Source organism: Kitasatospora sp. NPDC001683, assembly GCF_053596495.1.
In genome coordinates this window covers 1-12,146 of the sequence record NZ_JBSFGK010000148.1, presented here as the reverse complement: position 1 = coordinate 12,146, position 12,146 = coordinate 1, and the positions used below count along the sequence as shown (strand labels likewise).

The following is a 12,146-nucleotide window of genomic DNA, read 5'->3' as shown; positions in this document are numbered from 1 at the left end:
GTCGTCCGCCCGGAGGGCGGGCGGGAGTCTGCGGACGGGCCCAGGGGATAGGGTGACGGGTGTGCTCGATCTGGTGACTGCGCTGCGCTACGTGGACCCGCTGCGGGCCGGAGGCTCGGTGCCCGGTGTCGTGGAGACCGACGACCTGGGAACGTACGTGGTCAAGTTCACCGGCGCCGCCCAGGGCCGCAAGGCGCTGGTGGCCGAGGTGATCGTCGGCGAGCTGGCCCGGCGGCTCGGGCTGCGGGTGCCGGAGCTGCGGCTGGTGGACTTCGACCCGGTGGTCGCCGCCGACGAGCCGGACGCCGAGATCCAGGACCTGCTCAAGGCCAGCGCCGGGCTCAACCTCGGGATGGACCTGCTGCCCGGGGCCGCGGACTACCGGCCGGGGATGATCCCGGTGGACTCCGCCGAGGCCGGGCGGGTGGTCTGGCTGGACGCGCTCACCGGCAACGTCGACCGCACCGTCCACAACCCGAACCTGGTGGTCTGGCACCAGCGGCTCTGGCTGATCGACAACGGCGCCGCACTGGTCTTCCACCACCGCTGGGCCACCGCCGAGGCGTCCGTCGGCAAGCGGTACGACCTCAGCGCCCACGCGCTCGGCGCCTGCGCCCCGGACGTCCGGCTGGCGGACGAGGACCTCGGGCCGCTGGTCACGGTCGAGTTGCTGGAGCAGGTGGTGGCGCTGGTCCCGGACGAGTGGCTGGCCGACGAGCCCGGCTTCGACTCGGTGGACGCCGTCCGGCACGCGTACGTCACCCACCTGGCCGCCCGGGCGGTGCTCTCCGAGGAGTGGCTGCCGGAGGGCTTCGCCACACCCGAGCAGCTGCGCGAGGCGGAGCTGCGACGCGCGGCCCGCACCCGGGCCGGTCGGCCGGCCTGGCTGCGGGAGGTGCCGGACCTGCACGGCAAGCCGTCGGTGGAGACGGTCTGGGAGCACCACTTCGAGTGAGGGGGGTCCCGGCGGCGCTCCTAGACCCAGGCGACACCGGCCTGGTGGAGCCAGCCGAAGTTCACGACGGAGGCGCCGAGCAGCAGGCCGGAGCTCATCACCGCGAACGCGGTTTCCCCCGGCAGCTTCTGGGCCCGCGCGATCAGGGCCGCGAGGCCGAGGCCGAGCAACGGGCCCCGACGAGCAGCAGGGGGAAGACCAGCCCGGTGAGCCCGCCGAGCGCGAGCCCGTACGTCCCGACCACGAGGGCGCACAGGACGATCGGCAGCAGCATCGGGACGGCGAGGAGGAGTTGCCCCACGCCCAGTGCCAGCGCGAGGCGGTTCCGCCTCCGGGGAAGGGCCTGTGCCATGCCGCTCGACTCCTCAGGTGGATCCGGTGGTTACGGCATCCATCCTGCGGGGCGAAGGTGGCCGCGGCCTGAGTACGGGTACTCAAACGCGGCTGGGGAGCGGGACCATGGGCCCCGCTCCCCAGCTCAGCGTTCGGTGCTCAGCGCTCGGTGGTCAGCGCGTCAGCGCCACCACTGGACCGCCTTCTCGGCGTTGATGATGCCCGCGCCGTAGAAGCCGTTGTCGTCCGCGCCGCCCTCGCAGGTGGCCTTCCACTGGGCGGTGCCGCCCGGGTTGAACTCGCCGGTCGGGCAGGCGTGGGACTCGGCCTGGTTGGTCAGCAGCTCGGTGAGCTCGTCCGGGCTGGCCCACGGGAAGGTGCCGGCGAGCAGCGCGACCACGCCGGTGACGTGCGGGGTGGCCATCGAGGTGCCCTGCATGTAGCCGTACTTGTTGCCCGGGATGGTCGACAGGATGCGACCGTCCTTGTCCGGGGTGTTCGGGATCTGGAAGCGACGGTCGCCACCCGGCGCGGCGACGGTGACGACACCCTTGCCGTAGCTGGAGTAGTACGACTTGTCGCCGTTGACGCCGACCGCGGAGACCGCGATCACGCCGGGCAGCTCGGTCGGCAGCGACAGGCAGTCGTTGGTGACCGGGCGGGTGCCGGGGTTGGTGTCGTCCGGGCTGGAGACGTCGGTGGTCTTGTGCGCCAGGTCGATGTTCTCGTTGCCCGCCGCGGCGACGTTCAGGACGCCCTTGCGCTGCGAGAAGGCGACGGCCTTGCGGACCGCCTCCGTGATCGCCGCCTGGTCCTTGTCGTTCGGGCAGTTGAACATCCACGGGTCGACGTAGTAGCTGTTGTTCGTCACCTTGAAGCCGTGCTCGCCGGCCCAGACGAAGCCGCAGACCGCGTTCTCCGGGTAGATGAAGCCACCGTCGTCGACGACCTTGACCGCGGCCAGCTTGACGTTCGGGGCGATGCCGACGACGCCCTTGCCGTTCTTGGCGGCGGCGATCGTGCCGGCCACGTGGGTGCCGTGGTCGCTGGTGGTCGGCTGCCAGGCCTTCCAGTCGGTGTTCGTCTTGCCGTCGATGCAGGAGACCGACTGCGAGGCGTCCACGTTGGCGGCCAGGTCCTCGTGGGTGGCGTCGATGCCGGAGTCCAGCACGCCGACCGTGACGTTGCGGCTGCCGAGCGAGATCTTGTGCGCCTTGTCGACACCGATCTGGCGCATGTCCCACTGGTTGGGCTCGTACGGCTCCTGGCCGTCGGCAGCGGCGGCGGCACCGGTCGGCTCGGCGGCGACCTCGGCCTTGCTCTGGTCCGCGGCGAGGATGCCCTTGGTGCGGCTGGCGCCGACCGAGTCGACGCCCTTGGCCAGGCGCAGCTTCTCCGCGAACTTGGTGTCGTTGGAGCGGGCGACGATGACGCCGACCTGCTCGTACGACTGGACCACCGTGCCGCCGAGGCCGCTGATGGCCTTCTCGACCTTCTGCACCTGACCGTGGTTGGCCTTGGTGTTGACGACGTAGCTGAGCAGCGGACCGGTCGTCGAGTCGCCGGTGGGCGCCGCGACGGCGGTGCCGGCCGGGAGCGCGAGGGCGCCGGCGGTGGCGAGCACGAGGCCCACTGCCGCGTACCGGGTCCGGCTGATCCGAGTAACTCTCATTGGGGTTGGCCCTCCCGAGTCGTCATGCGGCAGCTGCGGTGTGGCAGGTGCGCTGGGATGACCGGGACGTTAATGAATATTCGCTGATATGCGCAAGAGGTAGTCATCTAATCGTCACATCTAGACCAACAGCGGAGGTTAGCGTTCCGCCGGTCAACAAGGGCAACAGAGCTGGAGATTGTTAAAAAGTGATGGTTCGCCGACGAGCCGACGCGACCGGGCATGTACGCGAAGAGCCGGCGAAACGCCTACTGGAGCGCGTACAACCGGCGCGCGTTGTCGGCGGCGACCAGCCGAGCCAGCCGCTGGGCGTCCGGGGCCGAACAGGCGCCGCCCGCCTGCCAGTCGGAGAGCAGCATGCCCAGTCCGTACCGGAACTGTGCGGCGCCCGCCACGAACAGTTCGGGAAGTCCGTAGGCATCGGTGGAGAACAACAGTTTTCCGAACGGCGCCAGTTCCAGCATCTCGCCGAGCACCGCCGCCACCCGCGGCCCGGTGTAGGAGGCCGTCAGCCCGAGATCGGTGTACACGGTCGGAAAGGCCTGGGCCAGCCAGGCGGCCTGCCGGTGGTACGGATAGCCGTGCAGCAGCACCAGCGGGACGCCGCTCGGCTCGGCGGCGCGGACGAAGTCGGTCAGCAGGGACGGGTCGGCGCGGTGCAGGGTGAGGTCGGGATCGCCGAAGCCGGTGTGGAGTTGGAGCGGCAGGCCCAGTTCGGCGCAGACGTCCACGGCCGTCCAGAGCAGGTGGTGCAGCAGCACCGGGTCGGCCAGCCGGCCGCGCCCGCCGCGCAGCCAGGCCCCGGCGGCGGCCACCACGGCGGGGCGCGCGGGGCGTTCGGCCGGGACGGCCAGACCGTGCCGGTAGGCGAGCACCGACTTGACCGCGACCGCGCCGGTGGCGGCCACCGCCAGCGCCTCGCCGACGGCCCGGGGCCAGTCCTCCGCCCCTGCCGTCACCGACTCGGCCACCGCCTCCAGCCGGACCACCTCGCGCACCACCGCCCCGGCGGCCTCGGCGAGTTCGGTCAGCGGCAGCAGCTCGCGGCACGCGGCGGCGGTCAGCCCGGTGTCCACCAGGCAGGTGTCCAGCCCGGCGGCGGCGAGCAGTCGGCGGGTGGCCTCGGCGGCGCCCAACTCGCGCCGCCGGGCCAGGTAGTCGGCGGCCGGGGCGTGCACGGGCAGGCCGAGCGCGGGCGGGCACCAGCGCCGCACGGCCAGGCCGAGCGCGCTGTCGAAGGGCGAACACCCGGGCGCGGGCGGGCGGTCGGACTCGGTGAGCAGCCCGGCCAGGGCGTCGTCGGCGAGCTCGGCCGCCACCACGCTGTGGCAGTGGTGGTCGACCAGCGCGCCGACCTCCAGGACCCCGGCCTCCGACCGGACCACCGCTCAGTACCGCCAGCGCGTCGCGGCGACCAACTCCTCGGGACCGACGGCCGCGTACTGCTCGGCCTCGGCCCGGCGCACCGCCAGCACGGCCTGGTGGAGCGGCTCGCCGAGCGCCTCGCGCAGCACCGCCGAGCCCTCGTACGCGGCGATCGCCTCGGCCGGGCCCTGCGGCAGCCGGGGCACCGTGCCGGGCTCGGCCTCGGCCGGATCCCCGGTGAACTCCGGCGGCAGGGCCAGGCGTTGCTCCAGCCCGGCGAGGCCGGCGGCGACCACCGCGCCGACCGCCAGGTACGGATTGGCGCTCGCGTCGAAGCACTTGACCTCGGCGTTCGCGGCGGCGGCCCGCTCCCCGGTGGAGCCGGTGACCAGGCGCAGCGCGGCCTCCCGGTTCTCCAGGCCCCAGCACTGGTACGCCCCGGCCCAGTGCGAAGGCACCAGCCGCAGGTACCCCGCGGGGCTGGAGCAGCCCAGCACGAGGAGTTCGGGCAGCGCTCGGAGCACCCCGGCGAGGAAGCCCTCGGCCTCGGCCGTCAGCCCGTGCGGGCCGGAGCCGCCGTGGCCGAGGTTGTGGCCGTCCCGCCAGAGGCTGAGGTGCAGGTGCCCGCCGTTGCCGACGACGTCGGGCTCGACCAGCGGGGCGAAGGACGTCCGCAGGCCGTACTTGGCGGAGACGGCGCGGATGGTGTGCCGGACCAGGACGGAGGTGTCGGCGGCGCCGACCGGCCCCTCGGGGGCGACCGAGACCTCGAACTGGCCCGGGGCGTACTCGGGGTGGATCTGCAGCACGCTGAGCCCCTGCTCGCCGAGGGCGCGCAGGACGTCCCGCAGGTAGTCGGAGAGGTCGGTGAGCCGGTGCATGCCGTAGGCGGGGCCGTGCGTCGGGTACTGCGGCGGCTCGTGCGGGGGCCCGGCCAGGGCGACCACCCACTCGACCTCGATGCCGGCCCGGAGGCTCAGCCCGCGGGCGGCGGCCGCGGCCTCCATCCGGCGGGCGAACAGGCGTTGGCAGCCTGGGTGCGGGCCGCCGGCCTGGGTGTGGCGGTCCCCCGGGGCCCAGGCCCAGCCGGGCTGGGCGGCCAGCGGGACGAGCCGGTCGAGGTCGGGGTAGAGGCGCAGGTCCCCGGTGGGGCCGCCGATGAACGGGCTGGTGGTGCTGGCGTCGTCGGCGAGGAACACGTCGAAGCAGGGCGCGGTGCCGACGCCCCACTCGGCCGCGTGCACCAGGGCGCTGACCGGCACGGCCTTGACCCGGCTGATGCCGGCGTTGTCCACCCAGGTGACGGCCACCGCCTCGACGGCGGCGGTGCGCAGCCGGTCGGCGGCCTCCTCGGCCCGCGCGGCGCGCTCGGCCCGCGGGGGCAGCGCGACGGCGGCCGCGAGGGCGGCGGCGGATGCGCCGGGGCCGAGCGGCTCGGCGGGACCGGCGGGACCGGCGGCCTGGGAGGCAGTCACAGCGCTCATGTCCCCATGCTGCCCCGCGAACCGGGTGTCGGTAACTCCCCTATCGAGTGGAACAAATGGACGCCCGTCCGCCCGTTCACTCGATGGGGGAGTTACCACCACTCGGAGCGAAGCGGGCCACCAAGTCCCCCGCCGTGATCCGCTCCAGGGTGTCCGGGGCGGCGTCCAGCGGCCCCGGGTAGAGCCGGTAGAGCGTCCCGCTCGCCCCCTCCGGAGCGGACACGTCGGCGTGCACCAGGGCCGTGAACGCCCGGGTGCCGGCCAGGCGTTCGGCGATCAGCCGGGCGGTGTCGTCCGGCGGCTGCTCGGTGCGGTGGTCGCTCTCGTGGCGCCCGCGCAGCCGCTCGGCGAAGGCGGCCACCGGTTCGTCCGCTCCCCGGCGGTAGCGGCCGAGCCCGTGGCCGGTCCGGTCGCGCACCCACACCTCGTCGCTGCCGGCCGCGGCGGCGGCGCAGCCGAGGTCCCACAGGGTCGCCCGGGTGCCCGGGGCGAAGTGGGTCAGCACCGAGTCGGCCAGCGAGCCGATCTCGGCGCGGTGCCGGCTGACGTTGTGGAACCCGGCCCCGGAGCCGACGTTGAGGTCGGTCCAGGTGTGGGTGCGGGTCTGCAGGTCGACGATCATCGGCACGCAGATCCGGGCCTCCCCGGCGAGGTCCAGCCGCTGGCGCACGCTCGCGGGGTGGAAGCTGCCGGTGCGCTGCCGGGCCGCCTCGGAGGGGGTCAGGGTCATGAAGCCGGCGAAGGCGTCGGTGAGGTCCTCGAAGGGGATGTCGTTGTAGCTGAACACCACCACCACGGCGTACCGGGCGCCGGCCTTGCCCAGCGCCCGCAGGTCGAGGTCGACGAACTCGGTGGCGCCGTGCGGCGGCGGGGCGGTGGTGAAGTCGCCGGAGTGCACGGCGGCGCGCGCGCCGAGCACCAGCCGGGTGTAGTCGCACAGACCGGTGAACTGCCACTCCTCGTCGTAGAAGGCCACCGACAGGTCGAGGTCCACCCGCTGGTGCGCGCGCTGCATCCAGTGCACGAACAGGCGCAGGTGCTGCCCGTCCGGGAGTCGCTGGACGCTGCCGCGCGGCACCGCGACCAGGGTCTTGGCACTGGCGCGTTCGGCGAACGGGACGACCAGGTCGGCCAGTCCGGCGTCCAGCACGGCCAGCTCGTAGCGCCCGGCCTGCTCCACCGACCGCTCGGCGCGGCGCAGCAGTTCGGCCTCGATCAGGTCGCAGACCGGCGCGCTCAGCTCGACCGGGACGGGCTTGCCCCAGTCGAACCGGGTGTGCGCGGAGGCGACCCGGCCGCGCGGGAAGTACAGCCGCCGCTCGCCGATCCCGCGCGGTGCGCGCAGCCGCCCGTACGCGCCGAGCAGCGGTCCGGGGGCGACGGCGCGCAGGGCCTTGGGCAGGGCGTCGGCGAGTTCGGCGGGCAGCGGCCGGTCGGGGGCCCAGGCGGCCCGCACCCGCAGTAGGTGGTGCAGTCGGCGCACCAGTTCGCCGGGGCGGGTGGCCAGCAGGCGGACGGCGGCGGGCAGGTCGCCCTGGGCGAGGGCGTGTTCGACCCGGGCGGCGAAGGTCTCGACGGTGAGCCGGGTGTGGCCGGCGGGCGTCTCGCGCACCCGCAGCGGGGCGGGCGCCTCGCGCAGTTGCGGGCCGAGGCCGTGCAGGTCGAGGTCGCTCTGCCGGACGACCGCGAAGGCGGCGGCCGCGTACGGGAAGCGGTCGCGGTGCTCGTACGGATGCAGCAGTTCGCCGGCCCGCAGCCAGGCGGAGCGGTGGCGGCGCAGGTCCTCGGCGAGGGTGCCGACCGGGAACGCGTCCAGGACGGCGAGGAGTTCGCGGCGCAGCGGGCGGGGCAGGTTGCGCAGCCGCAGCGTGCGGGCGGTGCCCGGCAGCAGGTCGGGCTCGGCGCCGGACCAGGCCCAGATCAGCCGCAGCACGTCGGTGGCGGTGGTGAGGTGGGCGGCGAGCAGCGGGCGGGTGCGCTCCGGGTCGCGGCGCAGCAGGGTGGCCAGCACGGTGGCGCGGATCTCCCGGACCGGGATCGCGGCGGGCAGCCAGGCGCCCGGGTCGGCCGGGGCGTGCTCGAGCAGCAGGGCGAGGTCCTCGCGCTCCTGGGGGTTGAGCGGGGTCTGCCGGGCGAGCAGGTCGGCCAGCGCCGCACCGACGAGGGCGGTCGCATCGCCGGTCTCGGCCAGGCGCAGCGGCTTGAGCGCCTGGCCCGCCGCCAGGTCGCGGGCGGCCTTGCGGGCGCCCCTGGTGTCGGTGGGCAGGTGGTGCTCGCGATCCAGCGGCACGTCGCAGAGCGGGCAGTGCCGCGCGTCGTCGTGCTCGGTCAGCTCCAGGAAGCAGTCGTGGCAGAGCAGGTGGGCGCAGGGGGCGAGGGCGCCGATCCCGGCCTCCAGGCTGGTGCGTTCGCAGACCAGGCAGAGCTGGCTGGACTGGCGGAGCAGGTAGCCGCGGATGAGGACGGAGTAGTCGGCGTGGGCGTGCGAGGGGACGCCGTCGGGGAAGCGGCGGAACAGCGGCTGGTGCCGGCGGTCGGCGCCGAGCAGGGCGTCGAGGCCGGCCAGCAGCCGGGTGCCGGTCTCGGCGAGGTCGGCCGGGCGCAGCCGGCGGAGCGCGTCGCGCAGCGGCTTGGTCGGCACGTGGCCGCGTCGCGCCAGGTCGGCTTCCAGGGCCACCAGGCCCTTGGCCGTCCACGGGTCCGGTTCGCCGGGCGCGGCCCCCGGTGCGACCAGGACCTGTCCGTGACGGCGCAGCAGGTAGGTGTCCAGTGCGCTCCCGGGCACGGCGGTGTTCGGCTTCTTCACTTCTCTGTCCCCCGCTGGATATGACGAAGCGGGGGCGGAGAGTGGGCGCACTGGGTCATTTGAAAGATGAGGAGAAGGAAGCACGCCGCGGAGCCGCCCCCGCGTCGATCACCCTAGCGAATCCGCCTCCGGACGCCGAACGGTTTTCCGCCGCCGCCCCCTTCCTACCGACGAGTAGCTTCGCTACAGTGGCCGCACGCACCACCGCCGGGCTTCGGGAGCCGCACCGGCGGGGGGTCGCGGTCGTCGTGTCCGCGACGCCGCGCGGTGCGTCTTCACCGGCCGGTGCCGCGAACCGCGGCGGGCCGGATCTCCCCTCGTATCAGCGTCGCTTCCTTCACCTTCGAGCGCCTGAGCACCACGGCACACCCCGCGGTTCGGCCGGAGCGGACCGGCCGCCGCCCGGGTCTGCCGGACCCGTCATCTCCCCAAAGCCCCCGCGCGTGGACCCTCCTCCGGCGGCGGCCGCCCCCGTTTCGCCGACGGGCGCGGCGGCCTGCCCGCCGGAGCACGCGCGGGCCCTTCATGACTAGGAGTCAGGTACATGGAGCGTCCCTTCCCCACCGTGGCCGTCGTCGGCCTCGGCACGATGGGTGCCGGCGTCGCGGTGGCGGTCGCCAGGAGCGGCCGCCGGGTGATCGGCATCGAGGCCACCGAGGACTCCGCCGCCCGGGCGCTGGCCCGGATCGAGGAGGCGACCGCGCACGCCGTCGACCGGGAGCGGATCACCGCCGAGGAGCGCACCGCGCTGCTGGCCCGGATCTCGGTCGGGCACGCGCTGGCGGCCGCCGCCGAGGCGGACCTGGTGATCGAGGAGGTCCCCGAGCAGCTGGAGCTGAAGCGGGAGGTCTTCGCCGAGCTGGACCGGATCTGCCCGGACGGCACCGTGCTGGCCACCGGCACCACCGCGCTGTCGGTGACCCGGATCGCCGCCGCGACCGCCCGGCCGGAGCGGGTGCTCGGCCTGCACTTCTTCAACCCGGTGCACACCATGAAGCTGGTCGAGGTGGTCCGCACCGTGCTGACCTCCCCGCAGACCGCCGAGGACGCCGCCGCCTTCGCCCGCGACCTGGGCAAGGAGCCGGTGGCGGCCGGCGACCGGGCCGGTTTCGTGGTGAACGGCCTGCTGTTCGCGTACCTGAACCAGGCCGCCGCGATGTACGAGTCCAAGTACGCCTCCCGGGAGGACATCGACGCCGCGATGCGGCTCGGCTGCGGTCTGCCGATGGGCCCGCTGGCGCTGCTCGACCTGATCGGCGTCGACACCGCGCGCACCGTGCTGGAGGCGATGTACGAGCAGTCCCGGGACCGGCTGCACGCGCCCGCGCCGATCCTCGGCCAGCTGGTCTCGGCCGGGCTGCTGGGCCGCAAGTCCGGGCGCGGCTTCTACACCTACGAGGCGCCGGGCTCGTCCAGGGCCGTGGACGCGGCGACCGGGCCGGCCCGGCCGGAGGTGCCCGGCCGTACCGTGCGCACCGTCGGGGTCTGCGGCTCGGGCACGATGGCCACCGGCATCGCCGAGGTGTTCGCCAAGGCCGGGCACCCGGTGCTGCTGGCCGCCCGCAGCCAGGAGAAGGCCGAGCGGGCCAAGGCGCAGCTGGCGAGGTCGCTGGAGCGCTCGGTGGCCAAGGGCCGGCTGACCGGGGAGCAGCGGGACGCCGCGCTGGCGCTGGTCACCCCGGTCGGCCAGTACTCCGAGCTGGCCGAGGTGGACCTGGTGGTCGAGGCGGTCGCCGAGGACCTGGCGGTCAAGCGGGAGCTGTTCGCCACCCTGGACAAGATCGTCCGCCCGGGCGCGGTGCTCGCCACCACCACCTCCTCGCTGCCGGTGATCAGCTGCGCGACCGCCACCTCGCGGCCGCAGGACGTGATCGGCATGCACTTCTTCAACCCGGCCCCGGCGATGAAGCTGGTCGAGGTGGTCTCCACCGTGCTGACCGCCCCGGACGTCACCGCGACGGTGCTGGAGCTGACCGCGAAGGTGCGCAAGCACCCGGTGGAGTGCGGCGACCGGGCCGGCTTCATCGTCAACGCGCTGCTGTTCCCCTACCTGAACGACGCGGTGCGGATGCTCGAGGAGCACTACGCGACGGTGGACGACATCGACACCGCGATGAAGCTGGGCTGCGGCTACCCGATGGGCCCCTTCGAGCTGCTGGACGTGGTCGGCCTGGACGTCTCGCTGACCATCGAGCAGGTGCTGCACCAGGAGTTCCGCGAGCCGGGCCTGGCCGCGGCGCCGCTGCTTGAGCACCTGGTGGCGGCGGGCTGCCTCGGCCGCAAGACCGGCCGCGGCTTCCGCGACCACGCGCGCCGGTGACCACCGCACGGGCCGGGGGCGAGCCGGCGCCGTACGACCCGGAACCGGGATCGGGCGCCGGCTACGGCAACGGCGCCGCGCCGTACGGCTCCGGGGCCGCCGCGCGCCCCGGCTGGGCCCCGGGAGCGGTGTCCGCGCGCTGGCCCAGGCCTGCCGTGACCGGCCCGGTCACGCCGGTGCGCCGGGGAAGGGCGGTGGGCGCACAGCCCGGGCCGTGTAGCGTTCCGGACATGGATCGGGTTCATTCAGCCACTCCTCAGCACTCCGCCGGACCGCGCGGCACCGGCCGGACGGCCGGCCCGTCCGGGGCCGCCGCGTCGGAGGCGGGGCCGGGCAGTCGCCGGGCGGCGGCGCAGCGCCAGCAGATGCGCCAGGACCTGGCCGCGGCGGCGATGGAGCTGTTCGCCTCGCAGGGCTACGAGGAGACCACGGTCGATCAGATCGCCGCGGCCGCCGGGGTGGCCCGGCGCACCTTCTTCCGGTACTTCCGGTCGAAGGAGGAGGCGATCTTCCCCGACCACGACGACACCTTGGTCCGGGTGGCCGACCTGCTGGCCAGCGCCGAGCCGGAGGAGCACCCGCTGGACGTGGTCTGCCGCGGCATCAAGGAGGTGCTGCGGATGTACGCCTCCACCCCGGGGGTGTCGGTCGCGCGGTACCAGCTGATCCGTCAGGTCCCGGCGCTGCGCGAGCGCGAGATCGCCGTGGTGGCCCGGTACGAGCGGCTGTTCACCCGCTACCTGCTGGGCCGGTTCGACACCGGCGAGCCCATCCCGTCGGGCTGGCAGCGCGGCGGCGAGGACGACTCGATGCTGGCCGAGGTGTCGGCGGCGGCGGTCGTCGCGGCGCACAACCACGTGCTGCGGCGCTGGCTGCGGGCCGGCGGCCGGGGTGACGTGGAGGCGCAGCTGGACCACTCCTTCGAGGTGATCCGGCGGACCTTCTGGGCCGCCAGCTCGCCGGGTGCCAGACGCCGGGGTTCGGTGGTGGCACCGGGTGCCACTGGGATGCCAGGGGACGGGGTGGCGGAGAGCGCACTGAGCGCCAGCCCCGGAGGTGAGGTGCTCATCACAATCGCCCGGACGGACGCTCCGCTGGACGTCGTGGTGGACAGCATCCGGGCCGCACTGAGCCGCACCCAGGGCGCCTGAGGTCCGTAAAACAGCAGGTCAGAGGCAGGTCGAGGGGGCGCCGCCGCGGAAACGGGCGGG

9 protein-coding genes are annotated in these 12,146 nt (G+C 74.4%); 3 read left to right on the top strand and 6 right to left on the bottom strand.

From position 1 onward, the window contains the following. Positions 1-61: 61 nt before the first annotated feature. Positions 62-955: a HipA family kinase gene (locus tag ACWCYO_RS38425; RefSeq protein ID WP_270143112.1), complete on the top strand. Its 894-nt coding sequence runs from the start codon at positions 62-64 to the stop codon at positions 953-955. Positions 956-975: 20 nt separating this feature from the next. Here ACWCYO_RS38425 and ACWCYO_RS38420 read toward each other — a convergent pair whose 3' ends face one another. From ACWCYO_RS38420 to ACWCYO_RS38395, 6 genes are all read right to left on the bottom strand, one after another. After that, positions 976-1,125 carry a hypothetical protein gene (locus tag ACWCYO_RS38420; protein ID WP_449786791.1) on the bottom strand — a complete coding sequence of 50 codons (150 nt, stop codon included), beginning with the start codon at positions 1,123-1,125 and terminating at the stop codon, positions 976-978. Beyond that, positions 1,098-1,307, bottom strand: coding sequence for a hypothetical protein (locus ACWCYO_RS38415; RefSeq protein ID WP_449786790.1), 210 nt, complete (start codon positions 1,305-1,307; stop codon positions 1,098-1,100). Before ACWCYO_RS38415 ends, ACWCYO_RS38420 begins: the two co-directional genes overlap by 28 nt. Positions 1,308-1,469: 162 nt before the next feature. Next, positions 1,470-2,960, bottom strand: coding sequence for a S8 family peptidase (locus tag ACWCYO_RS38410; RefSeq protein WP_449786789.1), 1,491 nt, complete (start codon positions 2,958-2,960; stop codon positions 1,470-1,472). A gap of 248 nt (positions 2,961-3,208) precedes the next feature. Continuing rightward, positions 3,209-4,345, bottom strand: a complete 1,137-nt coding sequence (locus ACWCYO_RS38405; RefSeq protein ID WP_449786788.1) for an amidohydrolase family protein — start codon at positions 4,343-4,345, stop codon at positions 3,209-3,211. 3 nt (positions 4,346-4,348) lie between these two features. Then, a complete protein-coding gene (locus ACWCYO_RS38400) occupies positions 4,349-5,809 on the bottom strand; it encodes a glutamine synthetase (protein ID WP_449786787.1) in 1,461 nt (486 codons plus the stop codon). 76 nt (positions 5,810-5,885) lie between these two features. After that, positions 5,886-8,615, bottom strand: a complete 2,730-nt coding sequence (locus ACWCYO_RS38395) for an MXAN_6230/SCO0854 family RING domain-containing protein (protein ID WP_449786786.1) — start codon at positions 8,613-8,615, stop codon at positions 5,886-5,888. Between the two features lie 544 nt (positions 8,616-9,159). On the opposite strand from ACWCYO_RS38395, the gene ACWCYO_RS38390 reads away from it, so the two are divergent. Then, on the top strand, positions 9,160-10,935 hold the full coding sequence (locus ACWCYO_RS38390) for a 3-hydroxyacyl-CoA dehydrogenase family protein (protein WP_449786785.1): 1,776 nt from the start codon (positions 9,160-9,162) through the stop codon (positions 10,933-10,935). 230 nt (positions 10,936-11,165) lie between these two features. Continuing rightward, positions 11,166-12,086: a TetR family transcriptional regulator gene (locus ACWCYO_RS38385; RefSeq protein ID WP_270143123.1), complete on the top strand. Its 921-nt coding sequence runs from the start codon at positions 11,166-11,168 to the stop codon at positions 12,084-12,086. The last annotated feature ends 60 nt before the right edge of the window (positions 12,087-12,146 follow it).

Bases quoted from the DNA above. Each gene is read 5' to 3' on its own strand.
- ACWCYO_RS38415 (WP_449786790.1), bottom strand. From the start codon at position 1,307: ATGGCACAGGCCCTTCCCCGGAGGCGGAACCGCCTCGCGCTGGCACTG.
- ACWCYO_RS38410 (WP_449786789.1), bottom strand. From the start codon at position 2,960: ATGAGAGTTACTCGGATCAGCCGGACCCGGTACGCGGCAGTGGGCCTC.
- ACWCYO_RS38400 (WP_449786787.1), bottom strand. From the start codon at position 5,809: ATGAGCGCTGTGACTGCCTCCCAGGCCGCCGGTCCCGCCGGTCCCGCC.
- ACWCYO_RS38390 (WP_449786785.1), top strand. From the start codon at position 9,160: ATGGAGCGTCCCTTCCCCACCGTGGCCGTCGTCGGCCTCGGCACGATG.
- ACWCYO_RS38385 (WP_270143123.1), top strand. From the start codon at position 11,166: ATGGATCGGGTTCATTCAGCCACTCCTCAGCACTCCGCCGGACCGCGC.